Source organism: Bradyrhizobium huanghuaihaiense (genome assembly GCF_007830635.1).
Taxonomy (GTDB): domain Bacteria; phylum Pseudomonadota; class Alphaproteobacteria; order Rhizobiales; family Xanthobacteraceae; genus Bradyrhizobium; species Bradyrhizobium huanghuaihaiense.
Genome location: NZ_VLLA01000008.1, coordinates 219,425 through 244,454, shown reverse-complemented (window position 1 = coordinate 244,454; position 25,030 = coordinate 219,425). Strand labels below are relative to the sequence as shown.

The window sequence follows — 25,030 nt, the reverse complement described above, 5'->3', positions numbered from 1 at the left end:
GCATCGCCGGGGGCGCTGCGCTGCGTCCGGGGGCACGAGAGAGCGGCTTGAGGCGCGGCAAGCAGAACGCTAGCCTTCCCGCATGGAAACCGACGCCGCCCCAGCCCGTTCTATCGCCGCACCGCTGCGTGCCGCATGGACGGCTGGCCGCCACGTGCTGTCACGCGCGGCGCGGCTCGCCCTCGACATTGCGCTGCCGACGCTGTGCGTGTCCTGCCGCGAGCCGGTGGACGGCGAGGGCGTGTGTGCGGCGTGCTGGGCGCGCCTGTCGTTCATCGAGCGGCCCTATTGTCCGCGGCTCGGCATTCCCTTCGTCTATGATCCCGGCCCCGACATGCTGTCGATGGAGGCGATCGCGAGCCCGCCGGCCTACCAGCGTGCCCGCGCGGCGGTGCGCTATGATGACGTCGCGCGCACGCTGGTGCATGCGCTGAAATACCAGGACCGCACCGACCTGGCACCGGCCATGGGCCGCTGGATGGCACGCGCGGGTGGCGGGCTGCTGACCGGCGCCGACATGCTGGTGCCGGTGCCCCTGCATTGGCGGCGGGCCTGGCGCCGCCGCTACAACCAGTCCGGAGCGCTGGCGCGCGTGATCGAGCGGCAGAGCGGCGTCAAGGTGCGTGGCGACGTGCTGCGGCGGGTGCGCGCCACCGAGCAGCAGATCGGCCTGTCGCGGGCCCAGCGCGCCACCAATGTGCAGGGCGCATTCCAGGTATCTCCGGACCGTCAGGCCGAGGTCCAGGGCCGCCGCGTCGTCCTGATCGACGATGTCCTGACCTCGGGTGCGACATTGGATGCCTGCGCGCGCGCCCTGCTCCGTGCCAAGGCAGCCCAGGTTGACGTGCTGGTGTTCGCCCGGGTTGTGGAGGTCAGGTGAAGTCCCATATAATTCAATGAATTCATGACATGAAAGCGCCAGACGAGATGACTGCTGCTGTCGAGATCTACACCCGGCCGGGCTGCGGCTATTGTTCCGCCGCGAGGTCCCTGCTGACCCGCAAGAAGGCGACCTTCGCCGAGTTCGACGTCGCCAAGAACCCAACCTGGCGCCAGGAGATGTACGACCGCGCCGGCGACGGCTCGACCTTCCCGCAGATCTGGATCGGCGGCACCCATGTCGGCGGCTGCGATGACCTCTACGCGCTGGACCGCGAGGGCAAGCTCGACGGCCTGCTCGAAAGCGTGAAGGCGGTATCATGAGCGACAATAGGACCTTCACCGCCGCGATGGTGCAGATGCGCACCGGTCTGTTGCCGGAGCCCAGCCTTGCGCAGGCCACCAGGCTGATCCGGCAGGCTGCTGCGGGCGGCGCCGACTACGTGCAGACGCCCGAAGTCAGCAACATGATGCAGCTGAACCGCAAGGCGCTGTTCGAGCATCTCCAGAGCGAAGAGGACGACACTTCGCTGAAGGCCTACCGCGCGCTGGCGGCGGAGCTGAAGATCCACATCCATGTCGGCTCGCTAGCGCTGCGCTTCTCGGAGGAGAAAGCGGTCAACCGTTCCTTCCTGATCGGGCCCGAGGGCAATGTGCTCGCGAGCTACGACAAGATCCACATGTTTGACATCGAGCTGCCGGACGGCGAGAGCTATCGCGAATCCGCCAACTACCAGCCGGGCGAGACCGCCGTGATCTCCGACCTGCCCTGGGGCCGGGTCGGACTGACGATCTGCTACGACGTGCGCTTCCCCGCGCTGTACCGCGCGCTGGCCGAGAGCGGCGCCTACTTCATCACGGTGCCGTCCGCCTTCACCCGCAAGACCGGTGAAGCGCATTGGCACGTGCTGCTGCGTTCCCGCGCAATCGAGACCGGCTGCTTCATCTTTGCCGCGGCGCAGGCAGGCCTGCATGAGAACAAGCGCGAGACCTATGGTCACTCGCTGATCATCGATCCCTGGGGCGAGATCCTCGCCGAGGGCGATGTCGAGCCCGGCATCATCATGGCGAAGATCGACCCGGCCAAGGTCGAGACCGCGCGCCGCGCAATTCCCTCGCTCCAGCATGGCCGCCGCTTCGGCGTCGCCGACCCCAAGGCCGGGCCGGACCATCTGCACCTCGTACGGGGATCGGCATGATCCGCTATGCGCTCCATTGCGACCGTAACCACGCCTTCGAGAGCTGGTTCCAGAGCTCGTCGGCCTATGAGTCGCAGGTAAAGCGCAAGCTCGTGACCTGCCCGATCTGCGGCTCGGCCAAGGTCGACAAGGCGATCATGGCTCCGCGCATCGTCGGCAAGAAGGGCCGCGGGCGCGCGACACCGCCGCCGGAACCCGTGGCTGCGACCACGCCCGAGGCTGCGCCGTCAGGGCCGACCTCGCTGCTGATGTCGCAGGAGCGCGAGCTGCGCGCCAAGCTCAAGGAGCTGCGCGATCACATCGTCAAGAACGCCGACAATGTCGGCGAGCGTTTTGCGAACGAAGCCCGCGCCATGCATTACGGCGACAAGGAGCACCGCCCGATCTACGGCGAGGCCTCGCCCGAAGAGGCAAAGTCGCTGATCGACGAAGGCATCGAGGTCTCGCCGCTGCCGACGCTGCCGGAAGACCGGAATTAGGCCCCCACCAGCACCGCAACGCCAATCACGATCAGCGCGATGCCGATAAGCTCGCGCGGCGCGATCGGCTGCTTGAACGAGTAGTAGGCGACGCCTTGCGCGAACAGCACCTCGATCAATGCGAGCGTGCGGACATTGGCGGCCGCCGTCAGCGCGAAGGCCAGGAACCAGAACTGCGAGGCGAAGGCGCCCGTGAAGCCAGCCAGCATCGACGGCCGCCACATGCCGAGGATGCCGCGCAGCACGTCCGGCGCGCGCCAGAGCAGGTAGATCGTCAGCACCAGCGTCTGCACGAACAGGCCGAGCACCAGCGTGAACGACGAGGCCGTCACGAACGACACGTTCGGCACGGTGATGATCGCGCCGCGAAAACCAACCGCTGAGAGCGCGAACGCCGCCGCGGCGACGAGGCCGGTGATGGTCGGCTTCAATTCCGCAAAACTCTTCTCCCCGCCGGGGCGCAGCGCGGTGATGACGACGCCGACGGTCGCGATCACGATCGCCAACACCTTGAGCCAGGTCAGATGATCGCCGAGGAAGACGAAGCCGAAGATCGCGGTCTGGATCGCCTCGGTCTTGAGGTAGGCCGTCGTCACCACGAAGGAGCGGTCGTTCATCGCGAGCAGCATCAGGCCGGTGGCAACGATCTGGCTGAGCGCGCCGAGCAGCAGCCACGGCCAGAATACGGCCGGCGGCATACCGATATGATCGCCGGTCGCGACCAGCACCACGCCGAGAAACAGCAGCGAGAACGGGAAGCCGAACAGGAAGCGGATATTGGTCGCGCCCCAGGTCCCCAGCGGCTTCGTCAACGACCGCTGCATCGCATTGCGCGCGACCTGGCCGAGCGCAGCAATGACGGTGAAGGGAATCCAGAGGCTGGTGACGGTGAGCATGGGGGTGGCATAGGGGGGACTGAAGAGCTCGGTCAACAACCTGCCGCCAGCGGCGAAGCAGGTCAATCACGCGGATGTCATGGGTGCGATGCTCTCGCTACAAACTCCGCTGTCGTCCCTGCGAACGCAGGGACCCATAACCCCAGGGAGCAGTTTTGCGGAGGCTGCCAACCCGTGAGTCCAACATCGTCCGCCACCGATGGATTCCGCGGTATGGGTCCCTGCGTTCGCAGGGACGACAGCATTTGCTTGGCAGCGCTCACACCGTCAAACCAAGAGATCGCTCAGGTCACGCCACTCCGGATTGTCCCGCTCGATCAGCTCGATCTTCCAGCGCTTTAGCTGTTTTTCGCGGGCGATCGCCTCTTCCGCCCGCTCGTAGGCCTCGGTGTAGACGAGCCGGTTTACGCCATAGCGCTTGACGAACTCGGAGCCCTTGCCGGCGCGGTGCTGCTCCAGGCGTTTCTGGAGTGAGTTGGTGACGCCGATATAGAGCGTTCCGTGATGGCGGCTGGCGAGGATGTAGACGTAGTACAAGCTCGGGGCGCCTATCTTTGCTAACTACAGGGGCCTGTGGTTATGGGTCCCTGCGTTCGCAGGGACGACGCCAGTCTCGGAGTAACGGCTCGTACCTCACCCACGGTAGTTCACACCATCCCTTCCGCGACCACCATGTAGTTCACGTCCATATCCGACGAGAGGCTCCATTTGTCGGCGAAGGGTGAGTAGACGACGCCGGTCTGCTCGGTGATGACGAGGCGGTTGTCGAGAAGGTATTTCGTCAGTTCGTCGGGGGTGACGAACTTGTTCCATTCATGCGTGCCGCGCGGCAGCCAGCGCAGGACGTATTCGGCACCGACGATGGCGAGCGCAAAGCTCTTCCAGTTCCGGTTCAGCGTCGAGACCACCATCAGCCCGTTCGGCTTCAGCATCGCGGCGCAGCGCTTCAGGAACATGCCGACGTCGGTGACGTGCTCGACCACCTCCATCGCCAGCACGATGTCGAAGCGCTCGCGCGGGTCGATCTCTTCCACCGTGGTGCAGCGATAGTCGATCGCAAGATGGCTCTTGTCGGCATGCAGCTTTGCCGCTGCGATGTTGCTCACCGAGGGATCGACGCCGATGACCTGCGCGCCCAGCCGCGACAGCGGCTCGCAGAGCAGGCCGGCGCCGCAGCCGATGTCGAGCACGCGCAAGGACCCGAGGCAGTTCAGGCTGCGCACGTTGCGCTCGAACTTGCGGCAGGCGGCGTCGCGGATATAGCCGAGCCGCAGCGGGTTGATCCGGTGCAGCGGCGCCATCTTGCCCTTGGGGTCCCACCACTCCGCCGAAAGTTTTGAGAATTTCGCGATCTCGGCGGCGTCGACGGTCGAGCCCGGCTGGGCGGAGAGGGAAGTATTTTGCTGCATGCTCATGGTTACGCGCGGTCCTACCGCGTGGTGATCGAACTACGGAAGGCGAGCGGCGAGGCGATGGTCCTGATCGTCTCGATCCCCTCGCCGACGCCGCGAATCGTCACGTCGCCGTAGTTGAGAATACGTCCAAGAATGCTCTGATCGACATCGACGCTCTCGACCTTGTCCAGCGCCATCTCGAAGGTGCGGCGCTTGATGAACCCGGTCTTGTGAACGACCCGCAGATTGGTGACGTCGGTCTCGGTGCTGAAGCGATGGAACCAGCCCTTCACGGTCCAGAACAGGGCCGGCAGAGCCGCCACGCCCGCGGCGATGAGACACAGAATCACGAGGCCGTCGGCCGCGACCTGCCGCGACAGGATCAGCAGGACCAGCGCCACGATCCAGGCCACAATCGCCGGAAAATAGAAGATCCAGTGCGCGTTGGTCGAATACAGCACCCGCTCGCCCGGCTGCAGGATCTCGTCGATATAGCGCGCCATGATCTTGGTTAACCCACTCCCCCGACCTGCCCCCGCAGGAACCCGCTTGCCCCCGGCCCCGCCGCTCTGTATACGCGCGGTCGGTGTCCGCAGGCACCCGTCCGGTGCGGGTCACCATACTGATCCTTATGAGGGAATGCACGCGTCGTCATGAGCCGCCTCGTGATGAAATTCGGCGGCACATCCGTCGCCAACATCGAACGCATCCGCAACGTCGCACGTCATGTGAAGCGTGAGGTGGACGCCGGCCATGAAGTGGCCGTGGTCGTCTCGGCGATGTCGGGCAAGACCAACGAGCTGGTGGCCTGGTGCACCGAGGCCTCGCCGATGCACGACGCGCGCGAATACGACGCCGTCGTCGCCTCAGGCGAGCAGGTCACGTCCGGCCTGCTTGCCATCGTGCTGCAGAGCATGGGCATCCAGGCCCGCTCCTGGCAGGGCTGGCAGATCCCGATCAAGACCAGCGACGCCCATGCCTCGGCCCGGATCGAGGACATCGACGGCAGCGAGATCATCAAGCGCTTCCAGGAGCGCAAGGAGGTCGCCGTCATCGCGGGCTTCCAGGGCATCAACGCCGAAACGGGCCGCATCACCACGCTCGGCCGCGGCGGCTCCGACACCTCGGCCGTGGCGATCGCCGCAGCCGTCAAGGCAGACCGCTGCGACATCTACACCGATGTCGATGGCGTCTATACTACTGACCCGCGAATCGTGCCGAAGGCCAAGAGGCTCGACAAGATCGCATTCGAGGACATGCTGGAACTGGCCTCGCAGGGCGCAAAAGTGCTCCAGGTCCGCTCGGTGGAACTCGGCATGGTCCACAACATGCCGATCTTCGTCCGATCGAGCTTCGACAAGCCCGAGGATATCGACCCGCATGCCAACCAGCCGCCCGGCACGCTGATCTGCGGCGAGGAGGAGATCATGGAAAACCACGTCGTTACCGGTATCGCCTTTTCGAAGGACGAGGCCCAGATCTCGGTGCGCCAGATCCAGGACAAGCCGGGCGTTGCGGCCTCGATCTTCGGCCCGCTGGCCGAGGCCAACATCAACGTCGACATGATCGTGCAGAACGTCTCCGAGGACGGCAAGACCACCGATCTCACCTTCACGGTCCCGGCCGCCGACTACACCCGCGCCAAGGACACGATTACCGCCGCCAAGGCCAAGATCGGCTATGCCCGGCTTGATACCGCTACCGACGTCGCAAAAATCTCGGTGATCGGCAGCGGCATGCGCAGCCACGCCGGCGTCGCCGCCCAGGCGTTCTCGGCCCTCGCGGGGCGGAATATCAACATCCGGGCCATTACAACCTCCGAGATCAAATTCTCGGTTTTGATCGACACCGCCTATACCGAGCTGGCGGTGCGCACCCTGCATACGCTCTACGGCCTCGATCAGGCCTAAAGCGCGACCCGTGGTCGCGCTTTAGATTGTCATTTGAGCATGGTCTTTCCGGAAACCGCTTCGCACTTTTCCGGACCATGCCTGGGCTAATTTTCTCTTAGCGGTCGCAGCAAACGCGAAGGTGTACACACCTTCGCGTTTGGCAGGCGTTTTGCTTGGCAAAACAAGCCCCAATTCGCTATACGCGGACAGGGTGGGCTGCCGGAAACTGTGCCCCAGTTCAGGCGGTGCTGATTCGGCTCCGGCAACCGCCGGGGCCGGCGCCGGACGAGCAAATTTGTTGTTTTTCTGGATTTCGGGCGAGCCGCCGCGGGCCCTTTCGGCCCCGGCAGACGGAGGAGATTGACGGTACATGCGGAGCGCGTCGGGAGGTCCCCGCGTCTTGTTGAGACGGCTCCGCGAAACCATGGCGGAGCAGGTCTCGGCCCAGGAGCGGCTGGACAAGATTGTGGTGCTGATCGCCGCCAACATGGTGGCCGAGGTGTGCTCGGTCTACGTGCTGCGCGTCGACAACACGCTCGAGCTCTACGCCACCGAAGGCCTCAACCGCGAGGCTGTGCACCATACCGTGCTCAGCGCCCATGAGGGCCTCGTCGGTCTCGTCGCCAGCGAGGCGACGCCGCTCAACCTCAGCGATGCTCAGAGCCATCCGGCCTTCTCGTTCCGTCCCGAGACCGGCGAAGAAATCTACCACTCCTTCCTCGGCGTGCCGATTCTGCGCGCCGGCAACACGCTCGGCGTGCTGGTGGTGCAGAACCGCGCCAAGCGCAACTATGTCGAGGAGGAACTCGAGGCACTGCAGACCACCGCGATGGTGCTGGCGGAGCTGATCGCCTCCGGCGAGCTGTCGGCGCTGGCGCAGCCCGGCCTCGAGCCGGCCGCGCGCCATTCGGCGCAGAAGGTCGGCGCGATCCTGTCGGAAGGCATCGCGCTCGGCCATGTCGTGCTGCACGAGCCGCGCGTCGTCATCAAGGACTACATCGCCGAAGACCTGCCCAAGGAAATCAAGCGGCTCGACACCGCGCTCGCCAAGCTGCGCGCCGATCTCGACCGCATGCTGGAGCGCGGCGACGTCGCCGAGGGCGGCGAGCACCGCGAGGTGCTGGAAGCCTACCGCATGTTCGCCAACGACCAGGGCTGGTCGCACAAGCTGCACGAGGCGGTCGCCACCGGCCTCACCGCGGAAGCCGCAGTCGAGCGCGTGCAGTCCGACACCCGCGCGCGCATGCTGCGCTCGACCGATCCTTATTTGCGCGACCGCCTGCACGATCTCGAGGATCTCGGCTACCGCCTGATGCGGCAACTGGTCGGCCAGGATCACGCGCCGTCACGCGAGCAATTGCCCGACAACGCCATCGTCATCGCTCGCGCGATGGGCCCCGCGGCGCTGCTCGACTACGACCGCAAGCGCCTGCGCGGCATCGTGCTGGAGGAAGGCACCGCCAACTCCCACGTCTCGATCGTGGCGCGCGCGCTCGGCATCCCTGCGGTCGGCGAGGTGCCAAACGCGCCCGGTATCGCCGATCCCGGCGATGCCATCATCGTCGACGGCACCTCCGGTTCGATCTATGTGCGTCCGTCGCAGGAGATCGAGGCCGCCTTCGCCGAGCGCGTGCGCTTCCGCGCCCGCCGCCAGGCGCAGTATCTGGCGCTGCGCGACCGGCCCTGCGTCACCAGGGACGGCCAGAAGGTCGAGCTGATGATCAACGCAGGGTTAGCGATCGACCTGCCGCATATCGAGGACACCGGCAGCGCCGGCATCGGCCTGTTCCGCACCGAGCTGCAATTCATGGTCGGCCAGAGCCTGCCGCGCACCAGCGACCAGCTCGCGCTCTATCGCACCGTGCTGGATGCCGCCGGACCTAAGCCCGTCACCTTCCGCACCCTCGACATCGGCGGCGACAAGGCGCTGCCCTACATGGAAGCGGTGATCGAGGAAAATCCCGCGCTCGGCTGGCGCGCGATCCGACTCGGGCTCGATCGCCCCGGCCTTCTGCGCGGCCAGATCCGCGCGCTCTTGCGCGCCGGCGGTGGCCGCGCGCTGCGCATCATGTTCCCGATGATCTCTGAGGTCGCCGAATTCGACTCGGCGAAGGCGCTGGTCGAGCGCGAGCTCACTTATCTGCGCCAGCACGGCCACACGCTGCCTGAAAGAATCGACATCGGCACCATGGTCGAGGTGCCCGCCCTGCTCTACCAGCTCGATGAGCTCCTGAAGAAGGTCGATTTCATCTCGGTCGGCTCCAACGATCTGTTCCAGTTCCTGTTCGCGGTCGACCGCGGCAATGCAAAAGTCTCCGAGCGCTTCGACACGATGTCGGCGCCGATCTTGCGCGCGCTGCGCGACATCGCGCGGAAGGCGCAAGGCGCGCAGAAATCGCTCTCGCTCTGCGGCGAGATGGCCTCCAAGCCGATCGGCGCACTGGCGCTGATCGCGCTGGGCTATCGCTCGCTGTCGCTCTCGGCGACCGCGCTCGGCCCTGTCAAGGCGATGGTGCTCGATGTCGACGCGAAGAAGGCCGAAGCGATGCTCAACCCTCTGCTGGATGCGCCCGCGGGCAGCGTCTCGATCCGGCAGAAGCTGACGGAATTTGCCGAGGCCGAGGGCCTTGCGTTGTAGCGGGCCTGTCGCCCGCTCCCTGCCGCCCTCGCCTCCTTTCGCCCTTTGAGACTGAACCGATGTCGTCACTCCCCGAAGCCAAACTGGACGTCCTGCTCGCGCATCACGCTTCGCTCGAGGCCGAATCGCTCGGACAGCTCGCCTCCGAACGCTATGTGCAGATCACGCGCGAGCTCGCCGAGATCACCCCGCTGATCGAGGCGGTCAAGACCTATCGGTCCGCCGTCAAGGAGCTCGCCGATACCGAGGCGCTGATCGCCGATCCCGCGACGGACGCGGAGATGCGCGGCATGGCGGAAGCCGAGCGCGACGAGCTGACGCCAAGGATCGAGGAGCTGGTCCAGAAGATCCGCGTCGCGCTGTTGCCCAAGGACGCCATGGACGACCGCAACGTGATGCTGGAAATCCGCGCCGGCACCGGCGGCGACGAGGCCTCGCTGTTCGCCGGCGACCTGTTCCGGATGTACGAGCGTTTCGCCGGCTTGCAGGGCTGGAAGGTCGAGGTGATCTCGGCCAGCGAAGGCACCGTCGGCGGCTACAAGGAAATCATCGCGGAGGTGCAGGGCCGCGGCGCGTTCTCGAAGCTGAAATTCGAATCCGGCGTGCATCGCGTGCAGCGCGTGCCCGACACCGAGACGCAAGGGCGCATCCATACGTCGGCCGCTACCGTCGCGGTGCTGCCGGAGGTCGAGGATGTCGACGTCGACATCAAGAACGACGACCTGCGCATCGAGACCATGCGTGCGCAAGGAGCCGGCGGCCAGCACGTCAACAAGACCGAATCGGCGATCCGCATCACCCACATCCCGACCGGCATCGTGGTGATGATGCAGGACAGCCGCTCGCAGCACAAGAACCGCGCCTCCGCCATGAACATCCTGCGCTCGCGCATCTACGACGCCGAGCGCCAGCGCGTCGACGCCGCGCGCTCGGCCGAGCGCAAGGAGAAGGTCGGCTCCGGCGATCGCTCCGAGCGCATCCGCACCTACAACTTCCCGCAAGGGCGCGTCACCGACCACCGCATCAACCTGACGCTCTACAAGCTGCCGCAAGTGATCGCCGGCGAAGCGCTGGGCGAATTGATCGACGCGCTGACCACCGAACACCAGGCCGCGCAGCTCGCCGCGCAAGGCGCGGCGGCGTGACGCGCCGCGTGAGCAGCGCCTTCACAGGACAATCGATCGAGAGCGCACGCCGCGCGCTGGCGGCGCAGCTGCGATCCGCACAGCTCGACGAAGCCGAGCTCGACGCCCGCATGCTGATCGGTGCCGTGCTTGGACTCGATCTCACCGGCCTGATTGCGCAGGCCGTCCGCCTCCTCACGAGCGCCGAGGCGCTGCAGCTCGCGCAATATGCCGAGCGCCGGATCGCGGGCGAACCGGTGGCGCGCATTCTCGGCGTGCGCGAATTCTGGGGCCTGCCGTTCCGCCTCTCGGAGGCGACCCTGGTCCCGCGTCCTGACACCGAGACCGTGGTCGAGCGCGCGCTCGAGCTTTTTCGCGAGCAGAAAATCCACCGGCCCCGCATCGCCGATATCGGCACCGGCTCAGGCGCGATCCTGCTGGCGCTGCTGCACGAGATTCCCGATGCCTTCGGTGTCGGCACCGATCTCAGCCTCACCGCTCTCGGCACCGCGCGGGGCAATGCCGCCGCCCTCGGCCTCGGCAACCGTTCTGCCTTCGTCGCCTGCTCCTATCTGGCGGCGCTCTCGGGTCCATTCGATCTCATCGTGTCGAACCCGCCCTATATTCCCTCGGCCGAAATTCCGAAATTGAGCATCGAAGTGCGTGAGCACGATCCGCATCTGGCCCTCGACGGCGGCAATGACGGATATGACGCCTACCGGGTCCTGACGCCGCAGGCGGCCGAGCGCCTCGCCCCCGGCGGGGCCCTGATCGTCGAGGCCGGACAGGGCCAGGCCCGAAATATTGAAACCTTGATGGCCGCTGCCGCGTTAGTGGTGGACAGGTCACCCAAGGCCGATTTGGCGGGTATCCCACGGGCCGTTTCGGCCCGAAAAATGCCCCCATAAAAGCCGGATTGGTCTGTAAAAAGCTCTTGGAATATCCCTTGGGAACGACTACGTTCCGATCAACACATCGGTGCCGGCCCCGTAGACCTACGGGTGAAAGCCGGGCTCTCGGGCGAGAGCTTTACTGATTAAAGGTTCCAAGCCGCAGGGTTGAGCGCGATGGCCAGCGAGCTGCGCTGCTCTCCGACCGCAACGTGAACGAAAGCCTGATATTGCGCTTGAAGACTTACGCAAGAAAGCTGGGCTTGTTTCGGCAGGCGATATGAATGGGTTCGCTGGCAATGAATGCTGGCGGGTGGGGAACGCGTCTTTGTTGAACGCGACGGTCGACGAACATTGGCAGGGTTCAATCCGCTCTCGTGCGCGGTGCGTACGAGCGATGTGAACCGCTGTCACCAGGTCAGTCTCAGCAATCAGTAATGCGTGCAACCTTTAGGGCTGGAATTAAAGGCAGGACATGAGAAACGGTCAGAACAAGCAGCGGATGCGCAACCGCAACAACAATAACAACAACAACAACCGGCGCGGCCAGAACCCGATGACCCGGGTCTACGAGTCCAACGGGCCCGACATCAAGATCCGCGGCACGGCTTCGCATATCGCCGAGAAGTATCTGCAGCTCGCGCGCGATGCGCGCTCCTCCGGCGACCCCGTTGCGGCCGAGAACTACTACCAGCACGCCGAGCACTATTTCCGCCTGATCGCGGCCGCCCAGGAGCAGTTCCGCCAGAACCAGCAGCCGCGTGGCGACGAGCCGATCAGCAACACCAGCGGTGATGACAGCGAGGACGACGGCGAGAATTTCTCGGCGTTCGGCCAAGAGCCGGGCTTCGTTCCGCAGCCGCCGCAGCAGCAGCCCTTCATGCGCGACCGCGACGGCCAGCGCGATCATCACCAGCGTGATCACCAGCAGCGCGACAATCAGCAGCCCTATCAGCGCGACAACCAGCAACCGCGCGAGCACCGCGAACGCGATCATCGCCCGCAGCCGCAATATCAGCCGCAGCCGCAACCCGCGAACCAGCCGCAGCCCGTCATCGCCGATGCCGGCAGCGTGGACCGCCTGCCCTCCTTCATCACCGGCGCACAGCCGCAGGTGAATGGCGCCCAGGGCGGCTTTGAAGGCGGCGGTGGCGGCGGCGAACGCTTTCCGCGCCGTCGGCGCCGGCCGCATGGGCCGCGTCCCGATCGTGAAGCGGCCCCCGCTGCGTCGAGCGACGAGGTCGCCTCCGGCGAGTAAGCCTCTTCTGATTTTCTGACTTGAATCGTCCCGGCCTCGCCGGGACGATTTGTTTTTGGTGATAGTCGGTGGCGGTGTTGCACCTCTCCCGCTTGCGGGAGAGGTCGGCGCAGAGCGCCGGGTAAGGGCTCTCTCCTCTTGGGGAATCTCTCTGCGGAGGCACCCTCTCCCCAACCCTCTCCCGCAAGCGGGAGAGGGAGCGCTGTATCTTAGCTGCGCGTCACTGTCGTCGAGGACGGCACCAGCACCGGCTTGCCCAGCGAGGGAATCAGCCGCGCCCGCTCGCGCTTGGCGGGGATCGCGCGATAGACCTGCTTGGTCGCCTCGACGATGTGCACACCCGCAAACGGCAGCGACAGCGCCGCGCCGGCACGCTCCCACATCTGCGCGGATTTCAGCACCCAGCCGCCGGCATAGGGCGGCATGAACAGCGCTTCACCCCAGGCCGTGGGCGTGAACCAGGTCTGGCGCAACAGATCAGTGATCTGCGAGCGCGAATAGGGCCGGCCGTGACCGAACGGCGTGCTGTCGGTGCGGGTCCATACGCCGCGCCGGTTCGGGATCACCGCGATGACGCGGCCCGAGCCAGACAGCACCCGCCACACCTCGCGCAGCAGCGCGGCCGGATCGTCCGACATCTCCAGCGCATGGACCAACAGAATGCGGTCGACCGCGGCATCGGGAAGCGGCAGCGAGAACTCATCGACCAGCGAGGCCAGAGCCGGCCGGCCCGTCGGCCATTTCAGGACACCCTGGGCCGCCGGCATGAAGGCGAGGCAGCGCTCGGCGTCTTCGCGGAACAACCCCAGATAGGGCGTCGGATAGCCGATCCCGAGCACGCGGTGGCCCTCGGCGCCCGGCCAGCGCTCCCGGATGCCGCGATTGATCATTTGCCGCGCCACGATGCCGAGGCGGCGGGAATAGAACTCGCGGAGGTCGACGACATCGATTGTCATGACGGCAATGTAACATGCGCGAGGGCACGCCTGCGCGCGGAATATTGCATTGCCTGCGCAACGTTAACGCCATATTTGTCTGGCGGGGCTGAGCGCGATGGAGAGGTCATGGCCGCCGAAATTCGTACTTTCACCTGTTTAAACGACAATTTCGGTTATCTGATCCACGATGTGGAAACCAAGGCGACGGCGTCGATCGACGCGCCCGAGGCCGGCCCGATCCTGAAGGCGCTGGAGCGCGAGGGCTGGCAGCTCACCGACATCCTGATCACCCATCATCATGGCGATCACGTCGGCGGGGTCGCCGAACTCAAGCAGAAATACAATTGCCGCGTCGTCGCGCCGCATGACAAGACGACCAAGATCGCCAACGTCGACCTGCGCGTCGCCAATGCCGACGTCGTCAAGATCGGCAATCTGCTGGCGCGCGTCGTGGAGACGCCCGGCCACACGCTCGACCACATCTCCTACGTGTTCGACAATGAGAAGACGGTGTTCGCCGCCGACACGCTGTTCTCGATCGGCTGCGGCCGCGTGTTCGAGGGCACCTATCCGATGATGTGGGATTCGCTTTTGAAGCTGCGCGCGCTGCCCGACGACTTCAAGCTCTATTGCGGCCACGAATACACCGCGTCCAACGTCAAGTTCGCCCTCACCATCGACCCCGACAATGCGGCGCTGCAGGCGCGCGCGGCGGAGGTGGCCAAGCTCCGCGCCGAGAACAAGCCGACCATTCCCTCGCTGCTCGGTGACGAGAAACGCGCCAACGTGTTCCTCCGCGCCGATGAGCCGTCGGTTGCAGCCAGGCTCCACATGAAGGGCGCAGATGCCGCCGCGGTGTTCGGCGAACTCCGCGAGCGCAAGAACAAGTCCTGAAGAACAAGTCCTGACGGGGATCGATGCCGACCGCAGCCGAGATCATCGCACGCCTCGAACTCCGCCCGCATCCCGAAGGCGGGCACTATCGCGAGACGTTCCGCGACCAGACCACGGACGCCAATGGCCGTTCGCGCTCGACCCTGATTTACTTCCTGCTCGCACGCGGCGAGCGCTCGCACTGGCATCGCATCGACGCGGTCGAGACCTGGCACTACTACGCCGGCAGCCCCTTGACGCTGCGCATCGCCCATGACGGTTGCTCGCAGCACGAGGTGCGGCTCGGCACCGATCTCGTCGGCGGCGAGCGGCCGCAGGGAATCGTGCCGGCCAATGCCTGGCAGATGGCGGAAACCACGGGCGAGTGGACACTGGTCGGCTGCACCGTGGCGCCGGCGTTCGAGTTCGCGAAGTTCGAGCTGGCGCCGAAGGGCTGGGAGCCGTAGCTCCCCCACCGTCATTCCGGGTTCGCACTTCGTGCGCCCCGGAATGACAATCATCGCTTCCGCAGCACCATGTCCTTCGCCGCGATCAGGCCGCCGCCGGCGATCAGGACCGCGGCGATGGCGATGTTGGCGCTGGCTTTGGCAAAGCCGGCGGCGATGAGGAAGCCGGTCGAAAGCAACGGCGTCGCGTAGGAGGCGGCGCCGAGCACGCGGATGTCGCCGCGCTTCATGCCGATGTCCCAGGCGTAGAAGGCGGCGCCCACCGGACCGATGCCGAGCGCGATCACGGAAAGCCATTGCAGCGTGGTCTCCGGCCACACCGTGGTCTCCAGCACACCATGCATCACTGCCGCGAGCGTAGCGGTGGCAAGACAGAAGCCCGCGACCGCGTCGGTCGGCACCGCTTTCAACCGGCGCGACAGCACTGAATAGGTCGCCCAGACAAAGGCGGCGATGAAGGCCGCGACCAGCCCCGGCACTGCGCCCGGCGCAAACCCGCTGGTGTTGCCGGCGAACAGCAGCACCGTGCCGATCAGCCCAAGCACGGCGCCGATGACATGATGCACGGCGAGCCGCTCGCCCGGCAGGAACGACGAAAACAGCACGATCAGGAGCGGCCAGAGATAATTCAGGAGACCGGCCTCGGCCGGCGGCGCGAAGCGCAGCGCGAGGAAATACAGCGCGTGATAGCCGAACAATCCGCCGACGCCGACGGCCCACACCACCAGCGGCTGGCGCAGGCTTTTGGCGGCCTCGCCACGGCCGATCCAGGTCAGCAGGCCGACGAGACCGCCGATCGCAAACGTCATCGCGGCGAGTTGGAACGCCGGAATCCTTCCGGTCGCCACCGTCATCACGGAGAGCAGCGACCACATCAGGATCGCCGTCAATCCGATCAGCGTCGCGGTGCGGGGAGTCATTGCAGAAAGCCTCGTCGTTCCGGGATGGCGCAGCAGCGCAAGACCCGGAACCTCGAGATTCCGGGTTCGCCGCTGTCGCGGCGCCCCGGAATGACAGGACGTGATGACCGGGGCAAGCCCGGGCATCACGAGACGTTGGCTTTATAATCGAACGTGACGCCTAAGCATCACACCATGTACTGGCCGCCATTGACGGAGAGCGTCGAGCCGGTGATGGCGCCGGCCTCATCGGCGGCGAGGAACACGACCGCGCGCGCGATCTCCTCGGGCTCGCCGAGCCGGCCGATCGGGATCAGCGGCAGGATGGACTTTTCCAGCACGTCCTTCGGCACCGCCTGCACCATCTCGGTGTTGATGTAGCCCGGACAGATCGCGTTCACGGTAACGCCGCCCTTGGCGTTCTCGATTGCCAGAGCCTTTGTGAAGCCGATCTCACCGGCCTTGGCCGCGGAATAGTTCACCTGGCCGAACTGGCCCTTCTGGCCGTTGATCGAGGAGATGTTGATGATGCGGCCGAACTTGCGCCCGCGCATGCCTTCGATCACCTGGCGCGACATGTTGAACAGCGAACCGAGATTGGTGCCAATCACGGCGTTCCATTGCTCGAGGCTCATCTTGTGGAAGGCGCCGTCCTTCGTGATGCCGGCATTGTTGACGAGCACGTCGACCGGGCCGACCTCGGCCTCGACCTTCTTCACGCCTTCGGCGCAGGCGTCGAAATTGCTGACGTCCCATTTGTAGACGGCGATGCCGGTCTCGGCCTTGAACTTCTCCGCCGCCGCATCGTTGCCGGCATAGCTTGCCGCGACCTTGTAGCCGGCCGCCTTCAGCGCCTTGCTGATCGCAGCTCCGATGCCCCGCGTACCACCCGTCACCAGTGCAACACGTGCCATATCGTATTCCTTCCCTTGGACTCTTCCTTGGACTCTTCGGACGCTTTTGAGTGATCGTTTTTAGCTACGGATTATGCGGGACGTTTGACGGACATCAAGAACAAAACGCCCGGCGGAGCCGGGCGTTTCTCTTTAGTCGAGGCCTGCGCGGTTGCGAAGAATATTTGATTTGCAACCGCCGCCTTTTTAGTCGCGTGCAACGCACTCAATCAGGTGTGCGGCGCACGCGTCAGTTTCACGTCAGCGACCTTCAGTCGCGCGCCAGACACATCGCGATACCCATGCCGCCGCCGATGCACAGCGTGGCAAGGCCCTTCTTCGAATCGCGCTTCTGCATCTCGTGCAGCAGCGTCACCAGCACGCGCGCGCCGGAGGCACCGACCGGATGGCCGATCGCGATCGCGCCGCCGTTGACGTTGACCTTCGAGGTGTCCCAGCCGAGGTCCTTGTTGACGGCGCAGGCCTGCGCCGCGAAGGCCTCGTTGGCCTCGATCAGATCGAGATCGCCGACGTTCCAGCCGGCCTTCTTCAGCGCGGCACGCGAGGCCGGGATCGGGCCCGAGCCCATGATCTTCGGATCGACGCCGGCCTGCGCCCAGGACACGATGCGCGCGAGCGGCTTCTTGCCTTCCTTGGCGGCCTGCTTCGCCGTCATCAGCACCACGGCGGCAGCGCCGTCGTTGATGCCCGAGGCCGAGCCCGCGGTTACCGTGCCGTCCTTCTCGAAGGCGGGACGGAGCTTGGCCATCGCGTCGAGCGTGGCGCCATGGCGCGGATATTCGTCGGCGCTGACGACCACGTCGCCCTTGCGGGTCTTGATGGTGACGGGGACGATCTCGTCGTTGAACTTGCCGGCCTTCTGCGCGGCCTCGGCCTTCTGCTGCGAGGCGACCGCGAACTCGTCCTGCTGGGAGCGGGTGATCTGCCACTGCCGCGCGACGTTCTCGGCGGTGTTGCCCATGTGGTAGCCGTTGAAGGCATCCCACAGGCCGTCCTTGATCATGGTATCGACGAATTCGAGCGCGCCCATCTTGACGCCGCCACGCAGGTATTGAGCGTGCGGGGCCATGCTCATGGATTCCTGGCCGCCGGCGACCACGATCTCGGAATCGCCGTTGAGCAGCGCCTGGTAGCCGAGCGCGACCGTGCGCAGGCCCGAGCCGCAGAGCTGGTTCACGCCCCAGGCCGGGCTTTCCACCGGAATGCCGGCGGCGATCGAGGCCTGGCGGGCCGGGTTCTGACCCTGGGCGGCGGTCAGGATCTGACCCATGATGACTTCCGAAACGCGGCCGGGCTCGATGCCACCGCGCTCCAGCGCGGCCTTGATGGCGACGGCGCCGAGGTCATGGGCAGGAAGGGTCGCGAAGGCTCCGTTGAAGCTTCCGACCGGGGTGCGGGCGGCGCTGACGATGACGACATCGTCTGACATGGGGCATCTCCTGGGGCTTGAGGTTCTTGTAAGGGGGCAGGCGGGGCTGGAAAAGCGCTCGCCAGTCTCGTCAGCCATCCTGTTAACGTCGTTGAGGCATGTCAATCGGCGGGGGGCCGAATTCATGCCGCAGCGCATTCAAAATAGCGTTCTTGGCGCTTTCGCAAGCACGTTTTTGCTGCCCGATTAACCGTGGCGCACAAAACGGTAGCGTGACCCCTTTGAAAATGCTTATTTTGTTGCGTTGCGTACTCTTCCCGCCCTGCGGCATGGCCGCCGGGTTCCCGTTCTCAGCGTTTTTGCAAGTGAGAGCCCATGGCGAAATCAGACCAACCCACCACGATCAAGAAATACGCGAACCGCCGGCTCTATAACACCGGAACGAGTACTTACGTGACGCTGGAAGACCTCGCCGCCATGGTCAAGGACGGCGAAGATTTCCTGGTCTACGACGCCAAGACCGGCGACGACATCACCCGCTCCGTGCTGGCCCAGATCATCTTCGAGCAGGAGAACAAGGCCGGCCAGAACCTCTTGCCAACCACCTTCCTGCGCCAGCTGATCCGCTTCTACGGCGACAGCATGCAGATGGTGGTGCCGAAATATCTGGAGCAGTCGATCGCGACGCTGACCCAGGAGCAGGAGAAGTTCCGCAAGCAGATCGCCAACACGCTGTCCGGCACGCCGTTTGCGCCGCTGGAGGAGCAGGTCCGCCGCAACATGGAGCTGTTCCAGCAGACCTTCTCGATGTTCAAGCCGTTCGCCGCGCCCCGCCCGGCGGCAAGCCCCGAGCCGGAGCCCGATGCAAGCGCCGAGGCACCGAAGGACGGCAACATCGACGACCTGCGCCAGCAGATGAAGGAAATGCAGGAGCGTCTCGAGCGGATGTCGAAGAAGGACGAGTAGGTCCTTCGTTCGTGCCGGCGCGTCCGCATGCGGCGGACGCGCGAATTGCCAGTTGATCCCGGCAGCGCCGCTTACGCGCTGCCGTCCCCCGGCCAAGGCCGAAGCACGCCATGTCCGACCGCACCACGCACTGGGACAACGTCTACGCCACCAAGGGCGAGGCCGAGGTCAGCTGGTATCAGGACAGCCCGGCGACCTCGCTCGCGATGATTCGCGCAGCCAACTCCGATCATGACGCGGCCATCATCGATATCGGCGGCGGCGCATCGCGGCTGGTCGATGCGCTGCTGCAGGATGGATACCGCCGTCTTGCCGTGCTGGACCTGTCCGCCAACGCGCTCGACGTGGCGAAGAAGCGAATCGGCAAGGCCGCTACAACGGTCGACTGGATCGTCGCCGACGCCACGACATGGCAGCCGACGAGGACCTACGATGTCTGGCACGATCGCGCGGCGTTTCACTTCCTGACCGATCCCGATGACAGAGCTGCATACGTCGAGCGCCTGCGATCGGCGGTCAGCCCCGGCGGCCAGGTCATCATCGCCACGTTTGCACCCGACGGACCGGAGAAATGCAGCGGCCTGCCGGTGCAGCGCCATGACAGCGCCAGCCTTGCGGCCGAGCTCGGACCGGCGTTCGAGCTGGTCGAGACGCGGAGCGAGACGCACCACACGCCGTGGGATTCGACGCAGGCGTTTCAGTTCAGCCGGTTTCGAAGGCGGGGCTCATAAGGCGCGGCGCGGCTTGACGTTGTGGATTGCCGATGCTCCCACAAGCTCGTCATTGCGAGCGCAGCGAAGCAATCCAGACTGCCACCGCGGAACGATTCTGGATTGCTTCGCTGCGCTCGCAATGACGGAGTACGCGGGAAGCAACGAGACCTACGCCGCCAGCTTCACCGCATGCGCAAAGTCCCAATAGAGCTTTCGCGCCTTGGTGTAGAACGGTCCCGGCTTCAGCTCGCGCTCGTCAATGCGGATCACCGGCGCGACCTTGGCGAAATTTCCGGATGAAAAAATCTCGTCGGCGGCGAGGAAGTCGGCATAGCGCAGCGTCTTCTCGACCACGGTGACGCCATCGCCGCGAAGCAGGCTGATGACACGCTGGCGCGTGATGCCGTTGAGGAAGGTGCCGTTCGGCACCGGCGTGAACACCACGCCGTCCTTGGCCATGAACACGTTGGAATTGCCGAACTCGGCGACATTGCCGAGCATGTCGAGCATCAGCGCGTTCTGGAAGCCGCGCGAGGCCGCTTCGGCGAGTGCGCGCGAATTGTTCGGATAGAGGCAGGCCGCCTTCGCTTCGACCGGCGCGCATTCGGTCGTCGGCCTGCGGAACGGCGACAGCGTGATTGCGTTGCCGACGGGTTTTGGTATCGGCGCCTCGTAGATGCTCAGACACCAGTTGGTGGAGTCAGGATCGAACAGCACGCCGCCGCCGAGCCCGCTCTGCGCCCAGTACATCGGACGGATATAGAGCTCGGCATTCGCGGCGAAACGCGCGATGCCTTCGTTTGCGAGCGCGAGCCAGGTGCCGGCATCGACCACCGGCTTCAGGCCGAAGCTGATCGCGGATTGATTGGTGCGGGCCATGTGAAGGTCGAGATCGGGCGCGACGCCTTCGAACGCACGGGCGCCGTCGAACACGACCGAGCCGAGCCAGGCCGCATGCGTGCGCGGCCCCATGATCGGCACATTGCCGTCATGCCATTTGCCTTCAAAGAAGGTCCAGCTCGGTGAATATTCGATGGGCTTCTTGATCTCGGCCATAACCGGCCTCCCTTGGCACGATGCCGCACTATAGCGCCACTATTGGTGGAACTTCTAAATGATTCCCTGCGCAGAAGAGGTAGGTTACCCTTTCCCATGAGGTAGGCCACGCTTTCCCGTAAGGGAGAAGGAAGCAGCATGCCGCTCGATCCGCTCGCAAAGCGTTTGTTGACCATGATGGCTGCGGCCGGGCCGCAGGCGCGGAGCCGGCCGAGTGTGGAGGCACGGCGGCAATCGCTGGCAAAGCTGATGCAGTTCGTACGCGCTGATGCGCCTGACGTGACCGCGTCCGACGGCATGCTGCCCGGCCCCGGCGGAGAGCTTCCCTACCGGCTCTATTCGCCCGCCTCTGCCGGCGAGCGCGCGCCGGGCTTCGTGTTCTTCCATGGTGGCGGTCTCGTTGCCGGCAGCATCGCCACGCATGACCGCATCGCCGCGGCGCTGACGCACGCGACCGGCTGCCGCCTGGTCTCGGTCGACTACCGGCTTGCGCCCGAGCACAAATTTCCCGCGGCCGTTAACGATGCGATCGCCGCGACCGAGTGGGTCGCGCGCGAGGCGTCCTCGCTCGGCATCGATGCCGAGCGGCTGGTGGTCGGCGGCGATTCCGCCGGCGCCACGTTGGCGGCGATCGTGTGCCAGGAGGCCTTGCAAAACGCCGGCCTCTCCATCGTGGCGCAATGCCTGATCTGCCCGGTGCTGGATTTCGAGGAAACCTCGCCGTCGCGCAAGGAATTTGCCGAGGGACACCTGATCGACCGCATCACGATAGAAGCTGACCTTGCCGACTATCTACCCAGCGACGTCGATGCCGCCGATCCGCGCATCTCGCCGCTGCGCGCGACACGCCTCGCCGGCCTGCCGACCGCGATCATCCACACCGCCGAGTTCGACCCGATGCGCGACGAGGGCAATGCCTATGCGCGCAAGCTTCTCACCGCGGGCGTGGCCGTCGAGCACGTCTGCCATGACGGCATGGTCCATAATTTCCACGCCATGGGTGCGATCCTGCCACAGGCGCAGCTCGTGCTGTCGCAAATCGGCGAGCAGGTACGGCGGGCGGTGGAGAAGTAAACGCGCGAATCACACACGCGCGCCAATCACAGCCCTGGCTGCCACGACATACTCCGGCCAGTGCGCATCCGCGTAGCGTTCAGCCCGGCGCGCGCAGCTGATATCGGGCGCATGCGCGGCTGCGATCGTACGCGCGAAACGCTCTTCGGCGACCGTCACGTCGGCGGGTTCGGCCGACGGTACAGCGGCGGCAACGGCGGTCGGAGCAACAGCGAGCCCCGCCAGACCGGTGAGCAGGATACGGCGTGACGTGTTCATTTCTGTCATTCTCCTATGTCCGGCCTGCACTCTGGCCGGCGAGTGTGTCAGTGCGATCACGGCAGGGTACCCGCGCACATCCGCGTCGTCCATCGTCTGCGGATACCGCTTGACCACGAAAGCGATCACGTTCCATCTAACAACGGTTTTGCCATCAAATCGCCACGCGTCGGATCGTCACGTGCTCCATCACAGCCACTCCCGTCATCCGGCTTTGCGCGCTGCCGCGACGGGACTGCTTTGTCTGGCGATCCCGGCGGGCGCCGCGGTCGCGGCCGACGACGAGGAGGACAAGCCCGCAAAGCCGGCCGTGCCGAACATCTATCTCGACCTGCGCACCAGCTACGCGGCGATCCCGGCGGGCACGCTCGGGCTCGGCTTCGGCACCACCTCGCTGTCGGCCGCATTCGAATCGCTGGCGATACGACGGGGCACCACGCTGCCGAACGGCTTGCCGGCGGCGAAAGCCGTCGCCATCGACCTGCCGCTGACCGTCGATGTCACCGACCGCGTCTCGCTTTATGGCGGCGTGTCGGGCTCGACCGTGGATATCGGCAGCGGCTGGTCATCCCTGGACATCACCAGCTGGAACATCGGCGTGCAAGCCGACCTCTACCAGCAGAATGGCGGCAAGATCCCGACCATCACGCTGCAATCGACACTGACGCAGTCGGTGCCGAACGAGCAGGGCATGACGAACTCCTTCAACAACATCCTGGAATTCGACTACGCGCTCGACGAGGACGAGACACGGGGCTGGCTGGCCGGCCTGCAATATACCTACACCACCATCGCCAGCCCGTTCGCCAGTATCCGGCCGAACACCATCCTCTATGCCGGCGGCTACTACCAATGGCCGAGCATCTGGAAGTTCACCGGGCGGCTCGGCATCCAGTCGTTCGGCGGCGCGCAGTTCGCCGGCCGAACGCTGGCGGAGCCCTTCACGCAGCCGACCCTGCGGCTCGACCTCGACCGCATGGACGACAACGACAACCGCCTGTTCGGCATCACCGCGCAGATCGCGTGGACGCCGAAGCCAGCCTACCAGCTGACGTTACGCACGCCGCTCTACGCGGTGCGCAATTGACGGGGGTCGTATCGGATTCGATAAAGCGCGACGATCGCGATCGACCGGCCGGAACAGCATTCCCGTATTGCGCGTCAACGAATCGTTAATCCTCATCCCAAAACATCAATTGCGTTACACCGGCGCAAGGAACCTTGCGCGACACTACGCCAGCTTTCACGTCGTTAGGTGTCGGAGACTGCGAATGTCCCGCTTGGTTTCGGAACGGACGTTCCTTGCTGGGAAGATCTTCTTCAATTTCGGCCAGTCGTCGATCGATTGCATCGTACGCCGGCTGACCGAGGAGGCCGCGACGCTCGAGATGGAGAGCGGCCTCGGCGTGCCCGAGCGGTTCCAGCTCAGGCTCGCGGGGCGCGAGATTCTCGCCTGCCGCGTGGTCTGGCGATCGGACCGCCAGGTCGGGGCCGCCTTTGAGCAGCCGGGCAGCGAGCGCCCGGCGGGCGAGGAGCGGGAACGCTCGTCCGACGCGTTGATGCGCGGCCAGATGCTGGCGCTGCGCGCCGCGCTCGATCATGTGCCGACCGGCATCGTGCTGCTCGACTCCCACCTCAGGGCGCGCCTGATCAACCGGTCGTTTCGCCAGATGTGGCGCCTGCCCGACGAGGTTGCCGACAGCAATCCATCCATTCTCACGCTGCTTCACCACGGACGCGACACCGGCGCCTATGAGGTGCCGGACCCCGAGCTCGATGCCCTGGTCGCGGAGCGCGTCCGCGTGATCGAGGCGGGCGATCCGACCCCGATCGATCTGCGCCGGACCAATGGCGACGTCGTGCGCGTCCAGGTCACGCCATTGCCCGACGGTGGCCGCATGCTGACCTATACGCCCGTCACCGACATCGTGCGTGCCTCCGACGAGCTGAGGCTGCTGCGGGATGCGCTGGAGAATGTCCAGGACGGCGTTCTGCTGCTCGATTCCGACCTGCACGCCACCTTCATGAACCGGCGGATGCGGCGGTTCTGGGAGGTCAGCGAAGACGAAGCTGCAGGCCGGCCGGCCTATTCATCGCTGGTGCGGCGCCTGCATCGCGCCAGCGCGCCCAATCTTCCAAACAGCGAGCTCGCGAAGTTCCCGGCGCGGCGCGTCGAGGAGGTCAAGGCCGGCGATCACGTGCGCGACCTGCAGACGCCGGACGGCCGCCGCATCAGGGCTCATTGCACCACGATGTCGAATGGCGGGCGCATGCTGACCTATGTCGACATCACCGATCTGACGCAAAAAGCCGCGATGCTGGAGACGCTCGCCACCACCGATCCGCTCACCGGCCTCTACAACCGCCGCCACTTCCTCGAGAGCCTCGAGGCGGAATGGAGCCGCTTCCAGCGCTACTACCGCTCCGTCTCGGTGCTGATGCTCGACATCGACCACTTCAAGTCGGTCAACGATCGCTACGGCCATGCCGTGGGCGACGCCGCGATCAAGGCCGTCGCGGCCGCGTGCCTCGACGGCAAGCGTAAGTCGGACATCGTCGGCCGTCTCGGCGGCGAGGAATTCGCCATTCTGCTGCCCGAGACTAGTCTGTCCCGGGCGAGGACGGTCGCCGAGCGCATCCGCAAGCGCGTGATGAGCACACAGGTCCTTGCCGAGAAGATCCAGTTCGGCCTCACCGTAAGCATCGGCATCGCCGAGGCCACCGCCAGCATGTCCGTCATCGACGCGCTGATGGGCGCAGCCGATCATGCGCTCTACCGGGCCAAGGCCGAAGGCCGCAATCGCTGCATCGCCTTCGCGCCCCCGCCGCCTGCAAGCAAGGCGGCGGAGTGATC

The 25,030-nt window shown here is 65.5% G+C and carries 26 protein-coding genes; 16 read left to right on the top strand and 10 right to left on the bottom strand.

Going from position 1 to position 25,030, the window contains the following annotated elements; genetic code table 11:
• Positions 1-82 precede the first annotated feature (82 nt).
• From IQ16_RS18930 to IQ16_RS18915, 4 genes are read left to right on the top strand one after another with little or no spacing between them, the layout of a single operon-like run.
• Positions 83-880: a ComF family protein gene (locus IQ16_RS18930; RefSeq protein WP_018643516.1), complete on the top strand. Its 798-nt coding sequence runs from the start codon at positions 83-85 to the stop codon at positions 878-880.
• Between the two features lie 47 nt (positions 881-927).
• A complete protein-coding gene (gene grxC / locus IQ16_RS18925; protein WP_026312074.1) occupies positions 928-1,203 on the top strand; it encodes a glutaredoxin 3 in 276 nt (91 codons plus the stop codon).
• Positions 1,200-2,078, top strand: coding sequence for a carbon-nitrogen hydrolase family protein (locus IQ16_RS18920; protein ID WP_018643518.1), 879 nt, complete (start codon positions 1,200-1,202; stop codon positions 2,076-2,078). The genes grxC and IQ16_RS18920 overlap by 4 nt, the downstream gene beginning before the upstream one ends.
• The gene (locus IQ16_RS18915) at positions 2,075-2,557 is read left to right on the top strand and encodes a DUF1178 family protein (protein ID WP_018643519.1); all 483 of its coding nucleotides are present in this window, start codon (positions 2,075-2,077) and stop codon (positions 2,555-2,557) included. The genes IQ16_RS18920 and IQ16_RS18915 overlap by 4 nt, the downstream gene beginning before the upstream one ends.
• Here the strand turns inward: IQ16_RS18915 and IQ16_RS18910 are convergent.
• The 4 genes from IQ16_RS18910 to IQ16_RS18895 all read right to left on the bottom strand — a co-directional run bounded on the left by IQ16_RS18910 (position 2,554) and on the right by IQ16_RS18895 (position 5,350).
• Positions 2,554-3,453, bottom strand: a complete 900-nt coding sequence (locus IQ16_RS18910) for an EamA family transporter (protein ID WP_026312075.1) — start codon at positions 3,451-3,453, stop codon at positions 2,554-2,556. The genes IQ16_RS18915 and IQ16_RS18910 overlap by 4 nt on opposite strands.
• Positions 3,454-3,720: 267 nt before the next feature.
• Positions 3,721-3,990, bottom strand: a complete 270-nt coding sequence (locus tag IQ16_RS18905) for a GIY-YIG nuclease family protein (RefSeq protein WP_018643521.1) — start codon at positions 3,988-3,990, stop codon at positions 3,721-3,723.
• Positions 3,991-4,100: 110 nt separating this feature from the next.
• Positions 4,101-4,868: a bifunctional 2-polyprenyl-6-hydroxyphenol methylase/3-demethylubiquinol 3-O-methyltransferase UbiG gene (ubiG, locus tag IQ16_RS18900; RefSeq protein ID WP_018643522.1), complete on the bottom strand. Its 768-nt coding sequence runs from the start codon at positions 4,866-4,868 to the stop codon at positions 4,101-4,103.
• A 14-nt stretch (positions 4,869-4,882) separates the two neighbouring features.
• On the bottom strand, positions 4,883-5,350 hold the full coding sequence (locus tag IQ16_RS18895) for a PH domain-containing protein (RefSeq protein ID WP_018643523.1): 468 nt from the start codon (positions 5,348-5,350) through the stop codon (positions 4,883-4,885).
• Between the two features lie 150 nt (positions 5,351-5,500).
• On the opposite strand from IQ16_RS18895, the gene IQ16_RS18890 reads away from it, so the two are divergent.
• The 5 genes from IQ16_RS18890 to IQ16_RS18870 all read left to right on the top strand — a co-directional run bounded on the left by IQ16_RS18890 (position 5,501) and on the right by IQ16_RS18870 (position 12,649).
• The gene (locus tag IQ16_RS18890; RefSeq protein WP_018643524.1) at positions 5,501-6,757 is read left to right on the top strand and encodes an aspartate kinase; all 1,257 of its coding nucleotides are present in this window, start codon (positions 5,501-5,503) and stop codon (positions 6,755-6,757) included.
• Positions 6,758-7,109: 352 nt separating this feature from the next.
• On the top strand, positions 7,110-9,377 hold the full coding sequence (ptsP, locus tag IQ16_RS18885; protein WP_018643525.1) for a phosphoenolpyruvate--protein phosphotransferase: 2,268 nt from the start codon (positions 7,110-7,112) through the stop codon (positions 9,375-9,377).
• Positions 9,378-9,436: 59 nt separating this feature from the next.
• Positions 9,437-10,522 carry a peptide chain release factor 1 gene (prfA, locus tag IQ16_RS18880; protein ID WP_018643526.1) on the top strand — a complete coding sequence of 362 codons (1,086 nt, stop codon included), beginning with the start codon at positions 9,437-9,439 and terminating at the stop codon, positions 10,520-10,522.
• Positions 10,519-11,409 carry a peptide chain release factor N(5)-glutamine methyltransferase gene (prmC, locus tag IQ16_RS18875; protein WP_018643527.1) on the top strand — a complete coding sequence of 297 codons (891 nt, stop codon included), beginning with the start codon at positions 10,519-10,521 and terminating at the stop codon, positions 11,407-11,409. Before prfA ends, prmC begins: the two co-directional genes overlap by 4 nt.
• 457 nt (positions 11,410-11,866) lie before the next feature.
• Positions 11,867-12,649, top strand: a complete 783-nt coding sequence (locus IQ16_RS18870; RefSeq protein ID WP_145831661.1) for a DUF4167 domain-containing protein — start codon at positions 11,867-11,869, stop codon at positions 12,647-12,649.
• A 209-nt stretch (positions 12,650-12,858) separates the two neighbouring features.
• Here the strand turns inward: IQ16_RS18870 and IQ16_RS18865 are convergent, their stop codons facing one another.
• On the bottom strand, positions 12,859-13,605 hold the full coding sequence (locus tag IQ16_RS18865) for a methyltransferase domain-containing protein (protein WP_018643529.1): 747 nt from the start codon (positions 13,603-13,605) through the stop codon (positions 12,859-12,861).
• 108 nt (positions 13,606-13,713) lie between these two features.
• On the opposite strand from IQ16_RS18865, the gene gloB reads away from it, so the two are divergent.
• Both gloB and IQ16_RS18855 read left to right on the top strand, forming a co-directional pair.
• Positions 13,714-14,481: a hydroxyacylglutathione hydrolase gene (gloB, locus tag IQ16_RS18860; RefSeq protein ID WP_018643530.1), complete on the top strand. Its 768-nt coding sequence runs from the start codon at positions 13,714-13,716 to the stop codon at positions 14,479-14,481.
• 23 nt (positions 14,482-14,504) lie between these two features.
• Entirely contained in the window at positions 14,505-14,927 is a 423-nt protein-coding gene (locus IQ16_RS18855; RefSeq protein WP_018643531.1) for a cupin domain-containing protein, read from the top strand.
• A 50-nt stretch (positions 14,928-14,977) separates the two neighbouring features.
• Here the strand turns inward: IQ16_RS18855 and yddG are convergent, their stop codons facing one another.
• From yddG to IQ16_RS18840, 3 genes are all read right to left on the bottom strand, one after another.
• A complete protein-coding gene (yddG, locus tag IQ16_RS18850) occupies positions 14,978-15,847 on the bottom strand; it encodes an aromatic amino acid exporter YddG (protein WP_018643532.1) in 870 nt (289 codons plus the stop codon).
• Positions 15,848-16,014: 167 nt separating this feature from the next.
• The gene (phbB, locus tag IQ16_RS18845) at positions 16,015-16,740 is read right to left on the bottom strand and encodes an acetoacetyl-CoA reductase (protein ID WP_018643533.1); all 726 of its coding nucleotides are present in this window, start codon (positions 16,738-16,740) and stop codon (positions 16,015-16,017) included.
• Positions 16,741-16,990: 250 nt separating this feature from the next.
• Positions 16,991-18,169, bottom strand: a complete 1,179-nt coding sequence (locus IQ16_RS18840) for an acetyl-CoA C-acetyltransferase (RefSeq protein WP_018643534.1) — start codon at positions 18,167-18,169, stop codon at positions 16,991-16,993.
• Between the two features lie 315 nt (positions 18,170-18,484).
• On the opposite strand from IQ16_RS18840, the gene phaR reads away from it, so the two are divergent.
• A complete protein-coding gene (phaR, locus tag IQ16_RS18835; protein ID WP_018643536.1) occupies positions 18,485-19,075 on the top strand; it encodes a polyhydroxyalkanoate synthesis repressor PhaR in 591 nt (196 codons plus the stop codon).
• A 110-nt stretch (positions 19,076-19,185) separates the two neighbouring features.
• Entirely contained in the window at positions 19,186-19,806 is a 621-nt protein-coding gene (locus IQ16_RS18830; protein ID WP_018643537.1) for a class I SAM-dependent methyltransferase, read from the top strand.
• A 150-nt stretch (positions 19,807-19,956) separates the two neighbouring features.
• Here IQ16_RS18830 and IQ16_RS18825 read toward each other — a convergent pair whose 3' ends face one another.
• Complete coding sequence (locus IQ16_RS18825) at positions 19,957-20,844, bottom strand: branched-chain amino acid aminotransferase (protein ID WP_145831660.1); 888 nt, start codon at positions 20,842-20,844, stop codon at positions 19,957-19,959.
• Positions 20,845-20,982: 138 nt separating this feature from the next.
• Here IQ16_RS18825 and IQ16_RS18820 point away from each other — a divergent pair, with 138 nt between their 5' ends.
• On the top strand, positions 20,983-21,918 hold the full coding sequence (locus tag IQ16_RS18820) for an alpha/beta hydrolase (protein ID WP_018643539.1): 936 nt from the start codon (positions 20,983-20,985) through the stop codon (positions 21,916-21,918).
• Between the two features lie 9 nt (positions 21,919-21,927).
• Here the strand turns inward: IQ16_RS18820 and IQ16_RS18815 are convergent, their stop codons facing one another.
• The gene (locus IQ16_RS18815; protein WP_018643540.1) at positions 21,928-22,176 is read right to left on the bottom strand and encodes a hypothetical protein; all 249 of its coding nucleotides are present in this window, start codon (positions 22,174-22,176) and stop codon (positions 21,928-21,930) included.
• A 214-nt stretch (positions 22,177-22,390) separates the two neighbouring features.
• Here IQ16_RS18815 and IQ16_RS18810 point away from each other — a divergent pair, with 214 nt between their 5' ends.
• Both IQ16_RS18810 and IQ16_RS18805 read left to right on the top strand, forming a co-directional pair.
• Positions 22,391-23,263 carry a hypothetical protein gene (locus IQ16_RS18810; protein WP_018643541.1) on the top strand — a complete coding sequence of 291 codons (873 nt, stop codon included), beginning with the start codon at positions 22,391-22,393 and terminating at the stop codon, positions 23,261-23,263.
• Between the two features lie 184 nt (positions 23,264-23,447).
• Positions 23,448-25,028 carry a sensor domain-containing diguanylate cyclase gene (locus IQ16_RS18805; RefSeq protein WP_026312076.1) on the top strand — a complete coding sequence of 527 codons (1,581 nt, stop codon included), beginning with the start codon at positions 23,448-23,450 and terminating at the stop codon, positions 25,026-25,028.
• Positions 25,029-25,030 lie beyond the last annotated feature (2 nt).